This is a genomic window from Amycolatopsis vancoresmycina (genome assembly GCF_000716785.1).
Classification (GTDB): domain Bacteria; phylum Actinomycetota; class Actinomycetes; order Mycobacteriales; family Pseudonocardiaceae; genus Amycolatopsis; species Amycolatopsis vancoresmycina.
Genome location: NZ_JNYY01000001.1, coordinates 604378 through 620927 on the forward strand (window position 1 = coordinate 604378; position 16550 = coordinate 620927).

Genomic DNA, 16550 nt, shown 5'->3' on the forward strand with positions numbered 1-16550 from the left:
CGGGCAGAATGGCCGGCGTGCGCACGCAGGACAACGGCGATGGGGACCCGCGCCGGGCGATCGAGCTGCTCTGGGGCGTCCCCGGCGCACCGCGCCGGGGCCCGAAACCGAAGCTGACCACGGCCGACGTCGTGCAGGCGGCGGTGGCACTGGCCGACGCCGACGACATCGAGGCCGTCACCATGCGCCGCGTCGCCGACCACCTCGGCGTCTCCCCCATGTCGCTCTACACCTACGTGCCCGGCCGCGCGGAGCTGCTGGACCTGATGATCGACCACGCCCACGGCGAGCTGACGGCCCCCGAACCGGGCCTCGGCTGGCGCGCGGCGCTGACCGCGATCGCCGAAGACCAGTGGGCGCTGTTCCACCGCCACCCCTGGCTGCTGCAGGTCACCACCAGCCGCTCGGCGCTGGGCCCGCACAGCTTCGCCAAGTACGAGCGCGAACTGTCCGCGGTCGAGGGCATCGGCCTCGACGACGTCGAGATGGACGCCGTGGCCGGCCTCGTCACCGGACTGGTCCGCACCACCGCGCGCAGCTCGCTCGACAACGCGCGGCTGGTCCGCGCCAGCGGGCTGACCGACGCCCAGTGGTGGGAGCGCGCCGCGCCGGTGCTGGCCGGCATCCCGGCCGCCGACGCGGCGCACTACCCGATCGCCTCCCGCGTCGGCCAAGCCGCCGGGGAGGCCCACAACGCCGCCGAGAACCCGGCCCACGCGTTCCGCTTCGGCCTCGCCCGCGTCCTCGACGGCATCGAAGCGCTCGTGTCAGAGCGCCAGCAGTAGCCGCGCCGGCCGCCAGGTCCCGCCGTCGGGCGCCCGCGGGACGTCCTCGGTGAGCGCCAGCCCCGGGAAGCGCGCGAACAGCGCCGACAACGCCACCTCGGTCTGCACCCGCGAGATCGACGCACCCAGGCAGAAGTGCGGCCCGTGGGAGAAGCCCAGCTGCGCCGGCCCGGCCCGGGTGATGTCGAAGCGGTCCGGGTCCTCGAACGCCCGCGGGTCGCGGTCGGCGGCCACCATCGCCGCCGTCACCCGCTCACCCTTGCCGATCAGCTGCCCGTCGATCACCACGTCTTCCCGCGCGAACCGCGGCGTGGTCAGCAGCTGCGGGCTGCACCAGCGCATCAGCTCCTCCACCGCCCCCGGCCACCGCTCCGGCTCCGCCCGCAGCATGGCCAGCTGGTCCGGGTGCCGCAGCAGGGCCTCGACGGAGTTCGCGATCAGGTTCACCGGCGTCTGCCCGCCCAGCACCAGGTGCCAGACCAGGGTGACCAGCTCGGTGTCGGTGAGCCGGTCACCGTCTTCCTCCTGCACGCGCACCAGGTCGCCGATGAGGTCGTCGCCCGGCTCGGCCCGGCTGCGCGCCACCGCCGCCTTGGCCCCCTCGATGATCGCCGGGATCGCCGCGGCGAAGTCCGGCCCCATCCCGCTCGCGACCCCGGCACCGTATTCGCGCCAGCGCGGCCGATCCGCCTCGGGAATGCCCACCAGCTCGCAGATCACGTCGATCGGCAGCGGCCGCGCGAAGTGCGGCACCAGGTCGACGACGCCGTCCACGGCGTGCCCGGGCAGCTCGTCGAGCAGCGCCCCGGTGATCGCCGCCAGCCGGGGCCGCAGCTGCGCGGCCCGTTTGGGCGTGAACGCCGGGGCGACCAGCCGCCGCAGCCGCCGGTGCTCCGGCCCGTCCTTCTCCGACATCGTCTCCAGGTACTGCAAGCAGTGGTCCGGGACGCCGGGCGGGCGCAGGAAGCTGCCGGAGTTCACCTCGAACCGCGGGTCGCTGAGCATGTCGCGCGCTTCGGCGTAGCGGGTCAGGGCCCAGAACGGGCCGAAACCGGGGATGACCAGCTTGGCCACCGCACTCGCCTCCCGCGCCCGGTCGTAGGCGGTGAACGGGTCGGTGAGCACCTTGACGTCGGTGAGATCGATTTCGGGGGTCATCCAGCTCTCCAGATGTTCAAATCAGATGTTCTTATCATCTCAGTGGTCACGGTATCTTGACTCGCGACCCCGCGGCAAGGAGGACGATGGTCAGGCTCAGCAGGGCGCAGACCCAGGAACGCAACCGCGCCAAGGTGCTCACCGCCGCCCGCGACGAGTTCGCCCGCCGCGGCTTCCGCGAGGCGAAGATCGACGTCATCGCCGACCGCGCCGACCTCACCCGCGGCGCGGTCTACTCCAACTTCCCCGGCAAACGCGCCCTGTACTTCGCCGTCCTGGCCGACCTCGCCGAACGCGCCCCGCGGCCCGCCACCCCACCGGCCGACCCCACCGCGAGCGAGGTCCTGGCCGCCTTCGCCCGCGCCTGGATCGCCCGGCTCCCGCTGTCCACCGACAGCGACGGCGAAGACGCCCGCCTCGCCCGCGACCTGCTGCCGGAAATCCTCGCCGACGAGCACACCCGCCGGCCCTACGCCCAGCTCATGCGGGTCGAGGCGATCCTGCTCGGGCTCGCCCTCGAACGCCGGCACCCGGGACGCCGCCTCGTGCGGGTCGCCGAAGCCGCGCTCACCACGCTGCACGGCGCGAGCCAGCTCGCCGCCGCCGCACCCGGCTTCGGCGAACCGTTCCACCTGGTCACCGCCTGCGCCGCCCTGCTCGGCCTCGACCTGGCCGACGACTGGCCCGCCGAGCCCCCGATCACCGCCCGCGCCCGCCCCGACGACCACCCGTGGAACCCGCCGGCCGCGACCGACCTGCTGACCGGCGAGCCCGTCCGGCCCGGCGACGGCGTCGTCACCGTCCTCGGCCTGCACCGCGCCGCCGCCTTCGAGGAAGCCGTCCGCGCCGGCGCCGACGTCACCGCCGTGCTCGTCACCAGCGACCCCGGCGAACTCGCCCCGCTGGCCCGGCTCGCCGTCGCCGACCTGCGCAGCTGCCTCGACCAGGCGATCGCGCCCCCGGCCCGGCCGGGGCTGCGGATCGTCTGCGACGACGGCGGCCACCTCGCCGCGGCCGCCGGCGTCACCGCCGTCAGCGACGCCACCGAGACCGCCGTCCGCGTCGAAGGCGGCCGGATCGTCGCGCGCGCCGAAGGGTTCGGCGCCTGTCACGCGGTGGCTGTCGGTCCGCAGGCCGGCCGTTCGTCGGGTGGGTGACACCGGCGGAAGGAGCGGGAATGGACGTCGAGACCGCGGTCGCCGCGGCGTTCCGGGAGGAGTGGGGCCAGGTCGTGGCCACGCTCATCCGGATCACCGGCGACTGGGACCTCGCCGAGGAGTGCGCGCAGGAGGCCTTCGCCCTCGCCCTGCGCACCTGGCCCCGTGACGGCGTCCCCGACCGGCCCGGCGCCTGGCTCACCACCGCCGCCCGCCACCGCGCCACCGACCGCCTCCGCCGCGACGCCGTCGGCGCCGCCAAGCTCCGGGAGGCCGCCCGCATGCCCGTGCCCGACGAACCCGAACCCGACGACAGCGGCGTCACCGACGACCGGCTGCGGCTCATCTTCACCTGCTGTCACCCCGCGCTGGCCACCGAAGCCCAGGTCGCGCTCGCCCTGCGCACCCTCGCCGGGCTTTCCACCGCCGAGATCGCCCGCGCCTTCCTCATCCCGGAAGCGACCATGTCCCAGCGGCTCGTGCGGGTGAAACGCAAGATCCGCCACGCCCGCATCCCCTACCGCGTCCCGCCCGCCCACCTGCTGCCCGAACGCACCCACGCCGTGCTCGGCGTGCTCTACCTGACGTTCAACGAGGGCTACTCCGCCAGCACCGGCCCCGACCTGCTGCGGCCCGACCTCGCCGCCGAAGCGATCCGGCTCGCCCGCGTCCTGGCCCGGCTGATGCCCGACGAACCCGAGGTCCTCGGCCTGCTCGCGCTGATGCTGCTCCAGCACGCCCGCCGCGAAACCCGCATCGGCGCCGACGGCGTCCTCGTGCCGCTCGAAGAACAGGACCGCACCCGCTGGGACCACACCGCGATCACCGAGGGCACCGCAATCCTGGAGACCGCGCTGCGCCGCCGCCGGCCCGGGCCCTACCAGATCCAGGCCGCCATCGCCGCCTGCCACGCCACCGCCGCCCACCCGGCCGACACCGACTGGGTCCAGATCGCCGGGCTCTACGACCAGCTGCGCCACCACGTCCCCAGCGCGGTCGTCGACCTCAACCGGGCCATCGCCGTCGGCATGGCCGACGGGCCCGCGGCCGGTCTCGCCCTCCTCGAGGACCTGCCCCTGACGGGCTACCACCTGCTGGCCGCCACCCGAGCCGACTTCCTCCGCCGCCTCGGCCGCCACGCCGAAGCCGCCCACTGGTACGCCGAGGCCCGCGACCTCGCCGGCACCGACGCCGAACGCGCCTACCTCAGCCGGAGAATTTCCGAAGCGCTGTCGGTCCCGGGCGAGCCCGTTCGTCGGGCTGGGGAAGCCCGACCACCGGAGGAACACCCATGACCACCCTCGCCGTCCCCGGCGCCACCCTCACCTACGACGTCGAAGGCCACGGCCCGGCCCTGCTGCTCATCCCCGGCGGCCCCGCCGACGCCATGGTCTTCACCCACATCCGGCCGCTGCTGGCCGAAGACCACACCGTCGTCACCTACGACCCGCGCGGCCTCTCCCGCAGCCCCCTCGACGGCGCACCCGGCCCGGACACCATCCGCGAGCACGCCGACGACGTGCACCGGCTGCTCACCGAGGTCGGCCCCGCCGACGTCCTGGCCTCCAGCGGCGGCGCGATCACCCTGCTCGAACACCTGCGCCGCCATCCCGGCGGCGTCCGCACCGCCGTGCTGCACGAACCACCCGTCACCCGCTACCTGCCCACCCTCGACGGCCCCGACATCCCGGCCCTCTTCCGCGACCACGGCCTCCCGGCCGCCTTCACCGCGTTCATGAAGGTCGTCGGCGTCGACCCCGCCCCGCCGCTCGACCCGCGCGCCGAAGGCAACTTCGCCTACTTCTTCGGCCACCTCATGCCCGCGACCGGCGCCTACGAGCCCGACCTCGACGCCGTGCGGGCCGGCCCGGCCCGGATCGTGGTCGCCGTCGGCGAGGAATCCGCCGCGCTGCCGGTCCACCACGCCGCCCTCGGGCTGGCCGCCGACCTCGGTACCGGCCCCGAGGTGTTCCCCGGCGGGCACGGCGGGTTCGACACCCACGCGCCAGCCTTCGCCACGCGCCTGCGCGAAGTCCTGAAAGGATGCTGACATGCAGTACCTGCTGATGATCTGCGGCGACGAGACCGCCGAAGCACACGCCGACGACGGCTGCGGCGGCTGGAGCGAAGACGTCGAACGCGCCGGCAAGGTCCGCGGCGGCGGTGGCCTGCGCCCGCCGTCGGAAGCCACCACCGTCCGCGTCCGCGACGGCGAAGTGCTGCTCACCGACGGGCCGTTCACCGAGGCCAAGGAACAGATCGGCGGCTTCGTCATCCTCGACTGCGAAGACCTCGACGAAGCCCTCGAGCTCGCGGCCCGCCACCCCGCCGCCGGCTACGGCAGCATCGAAGTCCGCCCGATGCTCGGACCGGAGGACTTCGCCTGATGCCCGTCATCGTCGACCGGCCGGCCCAGCGGTACGTCGCCGAGCGCGCCACCGTCGGGTTCGGCGACTTCCCGCGGATCGCCGACCGGCTGCCGCCGCTCATCGGCGCCCTCGCCGCCCGCGGCGTCGCACCTGCCGGAGCCCCGTTCTTCCGCTACCGCGTCCTGCACCCCGGCCCGCGGTTCACCGTCGAAGCCGGCGTCCCGATCGAGGGCGACCACACCCCGGAAGAGCCCGCCTTCCTCGGCGAGCTGCCGGCGGGCCGGTACGTCCTGGAGACCTACGTCGGCGCCCCGGCCGGGCTGGCCGCCGCGACCGAGGCCGTGCTGGCCTGGGGCGCCGCCGAGGGCCTCACCTGGGACCGCACCGACACTCCGGACGGCGAAGCGTGGGGCGGCCGCCTGGAAGTGCTGCGCACCAACCCCCGCGAAGTCCCGGACCCCGCGCAATGGGTCACCGACCTGCTCTTCCGCCTCGCGGGCTAACCGCGCCCGGTGAGCACGGCCGCCACCAGGCAGCCGAACCCGGCCGTGCTCACCAGCGCCCGCACCACGTTCCAGCGCACCCACACCGCCTCGAACGCCGCCCGCACCGCCGCGTAGTCGTCCCCACCGCCCTCGAGGGCGTTGTTCAGCGGGATGTGCACCGCGCCGGTGAGCAGCACCATCGCCACCAGCAGCACGAACCCCGCGATCACCCACGGCCGCGGCCCCGGGTTCAGGAACACCGCCACCCCCGCCAGCAGCGGCGCGCCCAGGAACGTCAGCAGGAACACCGGGTTGACGATCGCGATGTTGATGCCGCGCATCCCTTCCACGAACGTCTTGTCGTCCCCGCGCGCCAAGCCCGGCATCACCGAACACGCGTAGGCGTAGAACAGGCCCGCGACCAGCCCCGCCGCGACCAGCGCGGCCACCAGCACCACCATCGACATCGGTCTCCCCTTCCCCGTCACCGCGACCAGACCCCGGTGGCCGCGGCGGTCCGCGCGAACTCGGCGAAGTCCGTCGCCGGACGGCCCAGCACCCGCGCCACGTCGGACGTCACCGACTCGTTCCGGCCGTCGAGGACGTGCGCGAACAGCTCGGTCAGCGCACCGACCTCCGCCTCCGGCACCCCCTGGGCGGCCGCCCCGGCGGCGAACTCGGCCGGCGAAACCGCACGGTAGCGGACAGCCCGCCCCGAAGCGGCCGAAATGTCCGCCGCGGCGTCGGCGAAGCCCAGCAGCCGCGGCCCGGTCAGCTCGTACAGCCGCCCGGTGTGCCCGGGCTCGGTCAGCACCGTCACCGCGACGTCGGCGATGTCGCGGACGTCGACGAACGGCTCGGTCACCGTGCCCGCCGGCAGCGCGATCTCCCCGGCGCGCACCGCGTCCAGCAGGAAGTGCTCGCTGAAGTTCTGCGCGAACCAGCTGCACCGCAGGACCGTCCACGCCGGACCGGCCTCGCGGACGATCGCTTCGCACACCTCGGCCTGTTCTTCGCCGCGCCCGGACAGCAGCACCACGTGCCGCACGCCGGCCGCGGCCGCCAGCTCGGTGAACGCCCGGATGTCGCCCGCCGCCGACGGCACCGCCAGATCGGGGTAGTAGGTCAGGTAGACCGCGTCGACGCCCGCCAGCACCGGCGCCCAGGTCCCGCGGTCGGCCCAGTCGAACGGCGGCGTCCCCCGCCGCGACGTGCTCCGCACCGCCAGGCCGCGCTCCCGCAGCCGGTCCGCCACCCGGCGCCCGGTCTTGCCGGTGCCGCCCACCACCAGGAATGTCGTTGTCATGCCGCTCAGTCAAGCGGCCCAGGGTGAGACTCTCCATAGTTCAAAGCCTCGATGACATGTTCCAGCGTCTACACTGCGGCGCATGGATCCCCTCGCCGCCCTGCTGGACGGTCCCCGCGCCCACGGCGCGTTCCTGCTCCGGTCGGTGCTGACGCCGCCGTGGTCGCTGCGCATCGAAGACCAGGCACCCCTGACTGTCGTGTCGGTCGTCCACGGCGAAGCGTGGATCGTGCCCGACACCGGCGACGCCGTCCTGCTGGGCGAAGGCGACGTCGCGATCGCGCGCGGCCCCGACCCGTACCTCGTCGCCGACCACCCCGCGACGCCGCCGCAGGCGGTGATCCTGCCCGGCCAGGAGTGCCGCACCCCCGACGGCGGCCACCTCACCGCCTACGCCGACCTCGGCGTCCGCACCTGGGGCACCGGCGGCCCGGTCGTGCTGCTCACCGGCACCTACGGCATGGCGGGCGAAATCAGCCGCAAGCTCATCGCCGCCCTGCCCACGCTGATCGTCCTGCGCGCCGCCGACTGGCCCACGCCGCTGGCCGGGCTGCTCGCCGACGAGATCGGCCGCGACGTCCCTGGCCAGGAAGCCGTCCTCGACCGGCTGCTGGACCTGCTGCTGATCGCCGCGCTGCGGGCCTGGTTCGACCGGCCGGACACCAGCGCACCGGCCTGGTACCGGGCCCACGACGACCCGGTCGTCGGGCAGGCACTCCGGCTGCTGCAGCACCAACCGGCCGAACCCTGGACGGTCGCCAAGCTCGCCGCCGACGTCGGCGTGTCCCGCGCGGCACTGGCCCGGCGGTTCGCCGCCACGGTCGGCGAGACACCGATGGCGTACCTGGCGGGCTGGCGGCTCGCGCTGGCCGCGGACCTGCTGCGCCAGCACCCGGACGCGACGATCGCCTCGGTCGCCCGCCAGGTCGGCTACGGCAGCGCGTTCGCCCTCAGCGCGGCCTTCAAGCGCGAGTTCGGCGTCAGCCCGCAGCACTACCGCTCCCGGACGTACTGACTGTGGTAACTTTTATCTAATCAGATAAAATCCCGGGGAGGGGCCATGGGGCGGACGTTCACCAACGAGGCGCGGCGGGCGCAGATCATGCGGGCGGCGATCGACACGATCGCGGAGGTGGGGTACGCGAAAGCGTCCTTCGCGCGGATCACCGAAAAGGCCGGGCTGAGCGGCCCGCGCATGATCTCCTACCACTTCGCCGACAAGGACGACCTGATCCACGAGATCCTGATGCACGTCTTCACCGCCGGTGCGGCGTTCATCAACGAGCGGGTGGAAGCCGAGGCCACCGCGACCGGCAAGGTGCGGGCCTACCTCGAAGCCAACCTGGAATTCCTGCGCGAACACCCCGCCGACATGGCGGCCCTGACCGAGATCGGCCCGCACCTGCGCACCGCGGCCGGCAAGCCCTACACCTCCGCCGGCGCCCAGGAAGTCAGCGTGCAGAGCCTGGAGAAACTCCTCGGCCAGGGTCAGACCAGCGGCGAATTCCGCGACTTCGACGTCCGGTCGATGGCCGTGCTGATCCGCGGCGCCGTCGACGGTGCCGCCCGGCGGATGCGGGACGAAGCCGACTTCGACTTCGGCGCCTACGCCCGCGAAGCCGTCACGACGTTCACCCGGGCGGTGGCCCGGTGAGGCGGTTCAACGGCGTCCTCGTCGACGTACTGGCACCACTGGCCCTGTTCTACGGGCTGCGCGCCGCGGGCGTGGACCAACTGTTCGCCCTGCTCGCCGGGGCGGCCATCCCGGTCGTGACCGGACTGCGTGCCCTGGCGGCCGGGCAGCGGATCGGCGGCGTGCGCTGGTTCGTGCTCGGCGCCATGGCGGTGACCGTGGCCGGGTCCTTCATCAGCGGCAGCCCCCGCGCGCTGCTGCTGCGCGGCGTGGTGCTGATGGCGGCACTCGGGGTGTTCCTCCTGGTCACGGTGTGGGCCCGGCGCCCGTTCCTGTACGAGGCGGCGAAGACGGTCCTCGACCGGGACAACCAGCGCACCTGGTGCCGCAACTGGGACGAGCACCCGCCGTTCCGGCGCCTGCTGCGCCTGTGCAGCGCGCTCTGGGCGGCGGCGTGCCTGCTCGACGCGGCGCTGCGGGCGGTGATCGTGCTGGCCCTGCCGGTCGACGCGGTGCCCGGCGCCGAACTGGCCCTGCTCGTGGTGACCCTCGCCGCCCTCGTCCTCGGCCAGCGCGTCCTCGGCCGCGCCTTCCTCCGCCGCCACGGGCTGCGGCTGGACGGCGTGCAGCTCACCCCCGTGACGGCGGCCCGGTGACCGGCCCGGTCACGCTGATCACCGGCGGCGCGAGCGGGATCGGCGCGGCGACCGCCCGCCGGTTCGGCCGCCGCGGCGGCCGGGTCGTGATCGCCGATCGCGACCCGGCCGCGGGCGAGGCCGTCGCCGCCGAGGTCGGCGGCCTGTTCGTCCGCGCGGACGTCGGTGTACCGGCCGACAACACCCGCGCGGTCGACGCCACCGTCGAAGCCTTCGGGCGGCTCGACAACGTCGTGCTCAACGCCGGCGTCCCCGGCCGCTGCGGGCTGGCCGACTTCACCGTCGAGCGCTACCGCGACACGCTGCGCACCAACCTCGACGGCGTGGTCTACGGGCTGCACGCCTGCCTGGCCCCGCTGCGGCGACAGCGCCACGGCTCCATCGTCGTGATGGCCAGCATCGCCGGGCTGAGCGGATCACCGGACCTGTTCTACGCCACCAGCAAGCACGCGCTGGTCGGCCTGGCCCGCTCGGCCGCCCCGGCGCTGGCCGCCGCCGGGATCCGGCTCAACGCCCTGTGCCCGGGACTGGCCGACACCCCCGCCCTCGCCCCGTATCGGCGGGTGCTGCGGGAGCGGGGCCTGCGCCTGGCCGATCCCGGCGCGGTCGCCGCCGCGGTCGAGACCGTGCTGGCCGGCCCCGGCACCGGGCAGGTGTGGACGGTCCAAGCCGGACAGCCCGCGACCGTGGTCCCGGCACCCGAGGTGGCGCTCGCGGCGGAGTGACCCGTCACGCCTTCAGTTCGTCGCCGAGCCGGTCGAGCCACTCGCCGGTGCCCTGCTCGCGCCACTCCGGCTTCTCGGCGCCGTCGAGGAAGGTGTCCTGCTCGGTGAGCACCAGCCGCGTGCCGTCCCCTTCCCCGAACAGCTCCACGGTCGTGGTCGAGACGGTCGCGAGCGTGCCGTCGCCGGAGAGCGTGCCGGAGAAGACGATCCGCTGCTCCGGCACGATGTCGTGGAAGGTCGCGACGAAGGTCAGCGCGCCGCCCTCGGGGGTGCGGCCGTCGACGGTTTCCCGGCCCCCGACGCGGAAGTCCAGTTCGTGCGCACCCGCGGAAACGAACCAGCGTTCCTTCGCCGCCGGGTCGGCCCAGGCGGCGAACACCCGCTCCGGCGGCACGGGGTAGGTGCGCTCCAGGCTGAACGTGCTGTGCAGGACGGTCATGACGTGCTCCCTTCCGACGTTCCGGGCGGCTCGGCGAGGAAGTCGCCGAGCCGGTCGAGCTTGCTCTCCCACGTGGTGCGCTGGCGCCCCAGCCACTGCTCGCCGGCGCGCAGCGCCGCCGGTTCGATCCGGCAGGTGCGGACGCGGCCGACCTTCTCCGACCGCACGATCCCGGCGGTCTCCAGCACCTGCAGGTGCTGGACGACGGCGGCGAGCGACATGGTCAGCGGCTCGGCCAGTTCACTGACCGACGCCGGGCCGCGCACGAGCCGCTCCACCAGCGCCCGCCGCGTCCGGTCGCCCAGTGCGCGGAACACCAGGTCCAGTGACTCCTCATGGTTAAGCACTTACTTAAGTTAACTCCGCTCCGGCGATCGGTCAAGTAACTGCTTAAGTATTTCGGGGAGCTCGGGGGTGTCGCGCAGGGCGGTGTGCAGACCGGCGAGTTCTCGTTCGGCGGCGTCGGCCCGGCTCAGCGCGGCACGCAGTTCGGCGCCGAGGTTCGTCGTGGTTTCGTGCATCGACCGGACGGTGTGCTCGTGGCTCGCCTGCAGGTCGGCCAGCCGCTGGTCGAACTGCCCCTGCCGGTGCTCGGCGTCGGCACGGACCCGCTCGAGCGCGGCCTCCCGCGCCGCGACAGCCCGGGCATGGTCGTCGCGAGCGGTGTCGAACCGTTCCTGGACGGCGTCGGCGCGGATCTCGGCGGCCTCCGCGCGCGCCGCGGCGGCGTGACCGCGGCCGCGTTCCTCTTCGATCGCGCTCCGGGCGGCGCCCAGTTCGGCGGTCAGGGTGGCGATCACCGCGGCACGTTCACCGGCGAGGGCCGCGGAGGCATCGGCCCGATCGGCGACGCGGGCGAGTTCGTCCCGCACGGCCGCCAGCTGCCCCTCGGCCCGCTGCTGCTCCTGAACCGCGGCCCGCCGGGCGGCCCGCTCTTCGTCCCGCTCCCGGAGGGCGGCGGCCTTGTCCTTCTCGGCCGCGGCCGCCGCGGCGGTGGCCGTCTCGGCGGCATCCCGGGCCTGAGCGGCTTCGGCGTCGGCGCGGCCGCGCTGCAGCCGGTGTTCGTCAGCCTCGGCGAGAGCGGCGTCCCGTTCGGCGAGGGCCGCCGCGGTGGTCGCTTCGAGCTGGTGGCGCAGGGTCGTGAGGGTTTCGACGAGCCCGCGGGCCGGTTCCAGCACCCGGTCGACCTGGCCGGCCAGCGCCGTGACGGCCGTGTCGTCCAGTTCGGTGTCGCTCTCCCGCAGCGACTCGGCGTCCGAGAGCACGGCTTCGGCGTCGCGGCAGCTGAGGTTCCGGCGCCCCCAGGTCTTCCCGTCCTGGCAGAACCGCGCCCGGCTTCCCCGCCCCACCGCCGGCGGTAGCGCCGCCCCACACCTCCGGTACTCGCAAACCCGTGCCTGACCTGCGTCTTCCGTCATGAACAGGACCCTATCAAAGCTTCTGATCAGAACTAGAAACAACTGTTCAAAATCAGAAGATTAAAGACCACGAGCTTGAGTTCGGATAAGGTCACATATCCCAACTCAGAACACCCAGGACGACCCCGGCGTAACAACGGAGGGTGGATGGGCGAGTCTGAAACTGTGCACCCCTCCCCGCGCCCCCAGGTGATCACGCCGCTGCAGACCTTCGGCGGCGTGACCTACAGCGTCGCGCTGACCCATCGACCCTGGGAGCTCCCGGTGGATGCACTGGCGGTCTCCGTCGGAGCGGGGTTCGGGCAGCTCGCCGCCGCCATGCAGGAGGAGTTTCCCGACACGGACTGGGATTCGGTCTCGCTAAGCCAGGTCAAGCCCGGCGCCCCGGCCGTGCTCCCCCTGACCGAACACAACGAACAACTGCAGGTGTACCTAGCCGTGCTGGCGACGCCCCACGCCCCGGACGAGCTCAATTCGGCGACCCCTCAGGCGATCGCCACCGCCGCGAAGTGCGCGATCCTCGCCGCGGCAGGCTCCGGGGCGACATCCATTGCGCTGCCGCTGTTCGCCACCGGCCAGCTAGGCATGCCGCCCCAGGTCGCGGCCGACGCCCTGATCGAAGGGGCGCTCGCTGCGCACACCATGGTCCGCAAGGTGATCTTCTTCTCCCTCCGCGATGACCAGGTGAACACCATCGCGGAACGGTGGTGGGCCACCCGCTTCCCGAGACCGGCGGAGGAGCTCGCCGGCGGGCTGGACAAGGACCTCGTCGACCCGAACGAATGCATCCCGCTGACCCGTGACCACCTCGGCGTCCGGCCCTACGTCTCCATGCTGGCCACGGTGATCGCCGCGAAGGACACGCCGCTGCCGCTGTCGATCGGGGTGTTCGGCGAGTGGGGCGCCGGGAAGAGCTTCTTCATGGGCATGCTGCGCGGCCAGGTCAAAGCCCTCGAAGGCGGGCCCGGCCAGTGCCGGAAGATCGCCCAGGTCGGGTTCAACGCCTGGCACTACGCCGACGCGAACCTCTGGGCCAGCCTCGGGGACGAGATCTTCCGCCAGCTCGCCGAGCCGGTCCGGCAACCGGGCGAACCGGACGACGAACACCAAGCCCTGCTGCGCGAACGCGCCCGGCTGCGCGACCGGCTGGCCGGCGAACTGGAACAGCGCAAACAGCTGACCGCGGTCACCGAGCGCGCCCAGGCCGAAGCCGCCGCCCTCAAGCTCAAGATCGGCGAAGCACGCAGCAGCCGCCGGACCCGGGCCCTCGACCTGGTCCGGGCGCTGGGGAGGTCCCCGACGCTGCGGGAGCAGTACGCCGAGGTGTGGCGCAAGCTCGGCGTCGCCGACGTGGCAGAGCAGGGCCGCCTGCTGGCCGGTGAACTCCGCGAAACGCGCGACGAAGCCGAGGAGCTGAGCCGGATCTCGCGCTACCGCCACGGCCGGACCGCGCTGGTGGTCGCCGGGATCGTGCTGCTGGCGGGCGTGGCTCTCACCGCGTTCGTGCCGGACGTCCGCAGCTGGCTGATCGGCGTCGGGGCCGTGGCCGGGGCCCTCCTGGCCACGGGGCTCACGCTGGTGCGCCTGGCCGCCGGCGGGCTGCGGCGGCTGCGGGTCCTCGCCGAAGACCTGCAGGACGGCCTCGACGACACCACGCGCCGGGAGTTCGCCGCCCTGCGGCAGGCCGACGCCGAGCAGCAGATCGCCGAACGGCAGCTGGCCGAGGTCGTCGACCGGATCGGCGAGCTGGGCCGTCAGCTCGCCGAGCTGACACCCGGGCGACGGCTCTACGCCTTCCTCGCCGAGCGGTCCCGCACCGACGACTACCACGGCAACCTGGGCCTGATCTCCACCATCCGCAAGGACTTCGAGAAGCTCGTCGCGCTGATGACCGCCGGTGACGACGACGGGACCCGGCCGCTGGACCGGATCGTGCTCTACATCGACGACCTCGACCGCTGCAGTCCCGGCCAGGTCGTCGACGTGCTGCAGGCGGTGCACCTGCTGCTCGCGTTCGACCTGTTCGTGGTGGTCGTCGGGGTCGACCCGCGCTGGCTGCTGCGGTCGCTGAGCACGCACTACGACCGGCTGATCGAAGCCGACCCCGTCGTGCGGGCCGACGGGTGGCACGTGACGCCCGAGGACTACCTCGAGAAGATCCTCAACATCCCGCTGGTCCTCCCCCGGATGCCGGCCGGCAGTCTCCGGCGGCTGCTGGACGGGCTGGCCGAACCGCCGGCCGGCCCCGAACCGGAACCCGCGCCGCAACCGGAGCGGGACCGGGCCCCGGAATCGCCTGCCACCTGGGACCGGCCGGTCACCGACCTGCCGGTGGAGCCCGGCTCGCAGGTGGCCGCGCAGCTGGACCCGGCCGAGCCGCCGGCGAAACCGCGTCCGCTGACCGAACCCGAGATCGCCCTGCTGGCCCGCCTGGACGGGCTGGTCGACACACCCCGGGACGCGAAACGCCTGATCAACCTCTACCGCATGCTGCGGGCGACGCGGGACCTCTCGGCCGCGTCCGCCTTCCTCGACGGCGAGTTCGAGGCCGTGGTCGTGCTGCTCGGGACGTGCACCGCGCACGGGCGCCTGCTCGGCCGCTTCGCCGACGCCCTGCTCCGGCGCGCGCCCCGGACCCCGTGGGCCGACTTCGTGGCGGACCTGCAGCCGGTCGAGCGCGACGAGCGGTGGCACAGCGACGCCGTCGGCCCGATCCCGGTCGCCGAGGTCGCGCACTGGGCCCACCTGCACCGCAGCCTGGCCGACCTCGCACCGTCGATCACGCTGCCCGACATCAGCGTGTTCCAGACCTGGGCGCCGCGCGTGCGCCGGTTCTCCTACGTGCTCGCCCCCGCCACGCCCTGAAGCTTGCTGCGCAGGAGATCGCGTTCGGCGGCGTTGCCGGTCAGCTCGATCGCCGCCGTGTACGCGGCCGCCGCATCGGCGGACCGGCCCAGGCGCGCCAGCAGGTCCGCGCGGATCGCGTGGAACAGCGGGAAGCGGGGCAGGTCCAGCTTTTCGACCAGCGCCAATGCCGCCGCCGGGCCGTCGACTTCGGCGACCGCGACCGCCCGGTTCAGGGCCACCACCGGCGTCGGCGTCACCGCCAGCAGCTGGTCGTAGAGCGCTTTGACCTGGGACCAGTCGGTGGGCGGGTCGCTGTGGACGGCCTGGATCGCCGCCTGGATCTGGTACGGGCCCGGCTGGTTGCGGCGCAGGCAGCCGCGGACGATGTCCTGGCCCTCGGCGATCAGGTCGGTGTCCCACCGGGCGCGGTCCTGGTCGGCCAGCAGGACCAATGCACCGCCGGCGGTGGTGCGGGCGGCGCGGCGCGACTGGATGAGCAGCATCAGCGCCAGCAGTCCCTGCACCTCGGGTTCGCCGGGCATCAGGCCGGCCAGGGCGCGGGTGAGCCGGATCGCCTCGCGGCACAGCTCGTCGCGGACCAGGTTCTCCCCCGCGCTGGCCGTGTAGCCCTCGTTGAAGATCAGGTACAGCACACCGAGCACCGCGGCCAGCCGTGCGGGCAGGTCGGCGTCGCGCGGGACGCGGTACGGGATGCCGGCGTCGCGGATCTTGTGCTTCGCGCGGACGATCCGCTGGGCCATCGTCGGCTCGTCGACCAGGAACGCCGCCGCGATCTCCGTGGTGGTCAGGCCGCCGAGCAGCCGCAACGTCAGCGCGACCTGCGCCGGCCGGGCCAGTGCCGGGTGGCAGCAGGTGAAGATCAGCCGGAGCCGTTCGTCGGGCACGGCGCCCTCCGCCACGGGCTCGGCAGGCGAAAGAGTGGCGTGCAGCAGGGCGGCCTGGGCGTGCTTGTCCGTCCGGGCGGCCTCGCGGCGCAGGCGGTCGACGGCCCGGTTGCGGGCGGTGGTGATGATCCACCCGGCCGGGCTCGGCGGCAGCCCGGCCGACGGCCACCGCCGGACCGCCTCGGCGAAGGCGTCCTGCACGGCTTCTTCGGCGATGTCGATGTCGCCGAAGACCCGCACGAGCACCGACACGGCCCGGCCGTACTCGGCGGCGAACACCGCCTCGACGCTCATCCGCGGAACGGCCGCACCTCGACCGGCAGCGGCGCGACCGCGTCGGCGAGCCGGCCGCCCCAGGCGAGGGCGGCGTCGAGGTCGGGCGCGGTGATGATGGTGAACCCGCCGAGGTGCTCCTTGCCCTCGGCGTAGGGCCCGTCGGTGACGAGGGTGCCGCTGTCGCCGGCCCGCAGCACGGTCGCGGTCGACGGCGGGTGCAGGCCACCGGCGAACACCCAGGCCCCGGCCGCCTCGAGGTCGGCGTTGAGCGCGTCGAGCTGCCGGGCGATGCCGTCGAGCACCTCCGGCGCCGGGGTCGGGCCGTCGGGCTGGTAGATGCTGAGCAGGTACTGCTTCACGTCGTCCTCCTCGGATCGGGTGCCGTCACCGC

19 protein-coding genes are annotated in these 16550 nt (G+C 73.8%); 11 read left to right on the forward strand and 8 right to left on the reverse strand.

Annotation, left to right across the window (positions count from 1 at the left end; translation table 11 throughout):
- Positions 1-8 precede the first annotated feature (8 nt).
- Positions 9-785 carry a TetR/AcrR family transcriptional regulator C-terminal domain-containing protein gene (locus OO60_RS02560; protein WP_003081439.1) on the forward strand — a complete coding sequence of 259 codons (777 nt, stop codon included), beginning with the start codon at positions 9-11 and terminating at the stop codon, positions 783-785.
- Here OO60_RS02560 and OO60_RS02565 read toward each other — a convergent pair.
- On the reverse strand, positions 768-1943 hold the full coding sequence (locus OO60_RS02565) for a cytochrome P450 family protein (protein WP_003081436.1): 1176 nt from the start codon (positions 1941-1943) through the stop codon (positions 768-770). The genes OO60_RS02560 and OO60_RS02565 overlap by 18 nt on opposite strands.
- Before the next feature lie 86 nt (positions 1944-2029).
- Here OO60_RS02565 and OO60_RS02570 point away from each other — a divergent pair, with 86 nt between their 5' ends.
- From OO60_RS02570 to OO60_RS02590, 5 genes are read left to right on the forward strand one after another with little or no spacing between them, the layout of a single operon-like run.
- Positions 2030-3100: a TetR/AcrR family transcriptional regulator gene (locus tag OO60_RS02570; RefSeq protein WP_033260711.1), complete on the forward strand. Its 1071-nt coding sequence runs from the start codon at positions 2030-2032 to the stop codon at positions 3098-3100.
- Between the two features lie 20 nt (positions 3101-3120).
- Positions 3121-4395, forward strand: a complete 1275-nt coding sequence (locus OO60_RS02575; protein ID WP_003065714.1) for an RNA polymerase sigma factor — start codon at positions 3121-3123, stop codon at positions 4393-4395.
- On the forward strand, positions 4392-5150 hold the full coding sequence (locus OO60_RS02580; RefSeq protein ID WP_033260712.1) for an alpha/beta fold hydrolase: 759 nt from the start codon (positions 4392-4394) through the stop codon (positions 5148-5150). Before OO60_RS02575 ends, OO60_RS02580 begins: the two co-directional genes overlap by 4 nt.
- A 1-nt stretch (position 5151) precedes the next feature.
- The gene (locus OO60_RS02585; protein ID WP_003065711.1) at positions 5152-5487 is read left to right on the forward strand and encodes a YciI family protein; all 336 of its coding nucleotides are present in this window, start codon (positions 5152-5154) and stop codon (positions 5485-5487) included.
- A complete protein-coding gene (locus tag OO60_RS02590) occupies positions 5487-5972 on the forward strand; it encodes a GyrI-like domain-containing protein (RefSeq protein ID WP_003065709.1) in 486 nt (161 codons plus the stop codon). The genes OO60_RS02585 and OO60_RS02590 overlap by 1 nt, the downstream gene beginning before the upstream one ends.
- Here OO60_RS02590 and OO60_RS02595 read toward each other — a convergent pair.
- Together OO60_RS02595 and OO60_RS02600 are read right to left on the reverse strand one after the other, a co-directional pair.
- The gene (locus OO60_RS02595; protein WP_003065707.1) at positions 5969-6421 is read right to left on the reverse strand and encodes an anthrone oxygenase family protein; all 453 of its coding nucleotides are present in this window, start codon (positions 6419-6421) and stop codon (positions 5969-5971) included. The two genes, OO60_RS02590 and OO60_RS02595, sit on opposite strands and share 4 nt — an antisense overlap.
- Before the next feature lie 17 nt (positions 6422-6438).
- Positions 6439-7260, reverse strand: a complete 822-nt coding sequence (locus OO60_RS02600; protein WP_033260713.1) for an NAD(P)H-binding protein — start codon at positions 7258-7260, stop codon at positions 6439-6441.
- 82 nt (positions 7261-7342) lie between these two features.
- Here OO60_RS02600 and OO60_RS02605 point away from each other — a divergent pair, with 82 nt between their 5' ends.
- The 4 genes from OO60_RS02605 to OO60_RS02620 are packed head-to-tail and all read left to right on the forward strand — an operon-like array spanning position 7343 to position 10274.
- Positions 7343-8275 (forward strand): AraC family transcriptional regulator, encoded by a 933-nt coding sequence (locus OO60_RS02605; protein WP_003065703.1) that lies wholly within the window; start codon positions 7343-7345, stop codon positions 8273-8275.
- Between the two features lie 45 nt (positions 8276-8320).
- Complete coding sequence (locus OO60_RS02610) at positions 8321-8914, forward strand: TetR/AcrR family transcriptional regulator (RefSeq protein ID WP_033260714.1); 594 nt, start codon at positions 8321-8323, stop codon at positions 8912-8914.
- A complete protein-coding gene (locus OO60_RS46885) occupies positions 8911-9549 on the forward strand; it encodes a VC0807 family protein (protein WP_003065699.1) in 639 nt (212 codons plus the stop codon). Before OO60_RS02610 ends, OO60_RS46885 begins: the two co-directional genes overlap by 4 nt.
- On the forward strand, positions 9546-10274 hold the full coding sequence (locus OO60_RS02620) for an SDR family NAD(P)-dependent oxidoreductase (protein ID WP_033260715.1): 729 nt from the start codon (positions 9546-9548) through the stop codon (positions 10272-10274). The genes OO60_RS46885 and OO60_RS02620 overlap by 4 nt, the downstream gene beginning before the upstream one ends.
- 4 nt (positions 10275-10278) lie before the next feature.
- On the opposite strand, the gene OO60_RS02625 is transcribed toward OO60_RS02620, so the two are convergent.
- From OO60_RS02625 to OO60_RS02635, 3 genes are read right to left on the reverse strand one after another with little or no spacing between them, the layout of a single operon-like run.
- The gene (locus OO60_RS02625) at positions 10279-10713 is read right to left on the reverse strand and encodes an SRPBCC family protein (protein ID WP_003091211.1); all 435 of its coding nucleotides are present in this window, start codon (positions 10711-10713) and stop codon (positions 10279-10281) included.
- Positions 10710-11060: an ArsR/SmtB family transcription factor gene (locus OO60_RS02630; RefSeq protein WP_063749371.1), complete on the reverse strand. Its 351-nt coding sequence runs from the start codon at positions 11058-11060 to the stop codon at positions 10710-10712. The genes OO60_RS02625 and OO60_RS02630 overlap by 4 nt, the downstream gene beginning before the upstream one ends.
- 9 nt (positions 11061-11069) lie before the next feature.
- Positions 11070-12062: a coiled-coil domain-containing protein gene (locus tag OO60_RS02635; RefSeq protein ID WP_003091214.1), complete on the reverse strand. Its 993-nt coding sequence runs from the start codon at positions 12060-12062 to the stop codon at positions 11070-11072.
- Between the two features lie 216 nt (positions 12063-12278).
- Between OO60_RS02635 and OO60_RS02640 the strand changes: the two genes are divergently transcribed.
- A complete protein-coding gene (locus OO60_RS02640) occupies positions 12279-14996 on the forward strand; it encodes a P-loop NTPase fold protein (RefSeq protein WP_081655896.1) in 2718 nt (905 codons plus the stop codon).
- Here the strand turns inward: OO60_RS02640 and OO60_RS02645 are convergent.
- Positions 14969-16177 (reverse strand): RNA polymerase sigma factor, encoded by a 1209-nt coding sequence (locus OO60_RS02645; protein WP_003091218.1) that lies wholly within the window; start codon positions 16175-16177, stop codon positions 14969-14971. The two genes, OO60_RS02640 and OO60_RS02645, sit on opposite strands and share 28 nt — an antisense overlap.
- Positions 16174-16518, reverse strand: coding sequence for a YciI family protein (locus OO60_RS02650; protein ID WP_033260914.1), 345 nt, complete (start codon positions 16516-16518; stop codon positions 16174-16176). The genes OO60_RS02645 and OO60_RS02650 overlap by 4 nt, the downstream gene beginning before the upstream one ends.
- Positions 16519-16550: the final 32 nt, after the last annotated feature.

Coding starts and splice junctions, on each gene's coding strand:
- OO60_RS02595 (WP_003065707.1), bottom strand. CDS start 6,421: ATGTCGATGGTGGTGCTGGTGGCCGCGCTGGTCGCGGCGGGGCTGGTC.
- OO60_RS02600 (WP_033260713.1), bottom strand. CDS start 7,260: ATGACAACGACATTCCTGGTGGTGGGCGGCACCGGCAAGACCGGGCGC.
- OO60_RS02585 (WP_003065711.1), top strand. CDS start 5,152: ATGCAGTACCTGCTGATGATCTGCGGCGACGAGACCGCCGAAGCACAC.
- OO60_RS02570 (WP_033260711.1), top strand. CDS start 2,030: ATGGTCAGGCTCAGCAGGGCGCAGACCCAGGAACGCAACCGCGCCAAG.
- OO60_RS02645 (WP_003091218.1), bottom strand. CDS start 16,177: ATGAGCGTCGAGGCGGTGTTCGCCGCCGAGTACGGCCGGGCCGTGTCG.
- OO60_RS02640 (WP_081655896.1), top strand. CDS start 12,279: ATGGGCGAGTCTGAAACTGTGCACCCCTCCCCGCGCCCCCAGGTGATC.
- OO60_RS02590 (WP_003065709.1), top strand. CDS start 5,487: ATGCCCGTCATCGTCGACCGGCCGGCCCAGCGGTACGTCGCCGAGCGC.
- OO60_RS02625 (WP_003091211.1), bottom strand. CDS start 10,713: ATGACCGTCCTGCACAGCACGTTCAGCCTGGAGCGCACCTACCCCGTG.
- OO60_RS02580 (WP_033260712.1), top strand. CDS start 4,392: ATGACCACCCTCGCCGTCCCCGGCGCCACCCTCACCTACGACGTCGAA.
- OO60_RS02560 (WP_003081439.1), top strand. CDS start 9: ATGGCCGGCGTGCGCACGCAGGACAACGGCGATGGGGACCCGCGCCGG.
- OO60_RS02610 (WP_033260714.1), top strand. CDS start 8,321: ATGGGGCGGACGTTCACCAACGAGGCGCGGCGGGCGCAGATCATGCGG.
- OO60_RS02565 (WP_003081436.1), bottom strand. CDS start 1,943: ATGACCCCCGAAATCGATCTCACCGACGTCAAGGTGCTCACCGACCCG.
- OO60_RS02575 (WP_003065714.1), top strand. CDS start 3,121: ATGGACGTCGAGACCGCGGTCGCCGCGGCGTTCCGGGAGGAGTGGGGC.
- OO60_RS02605 (WP_003065703.1), top strand. CDS start 7,343: ATGGATCCCCTCGCCGCCCTGCTGGACGGTCCCCGCGCCCACGGCGCG.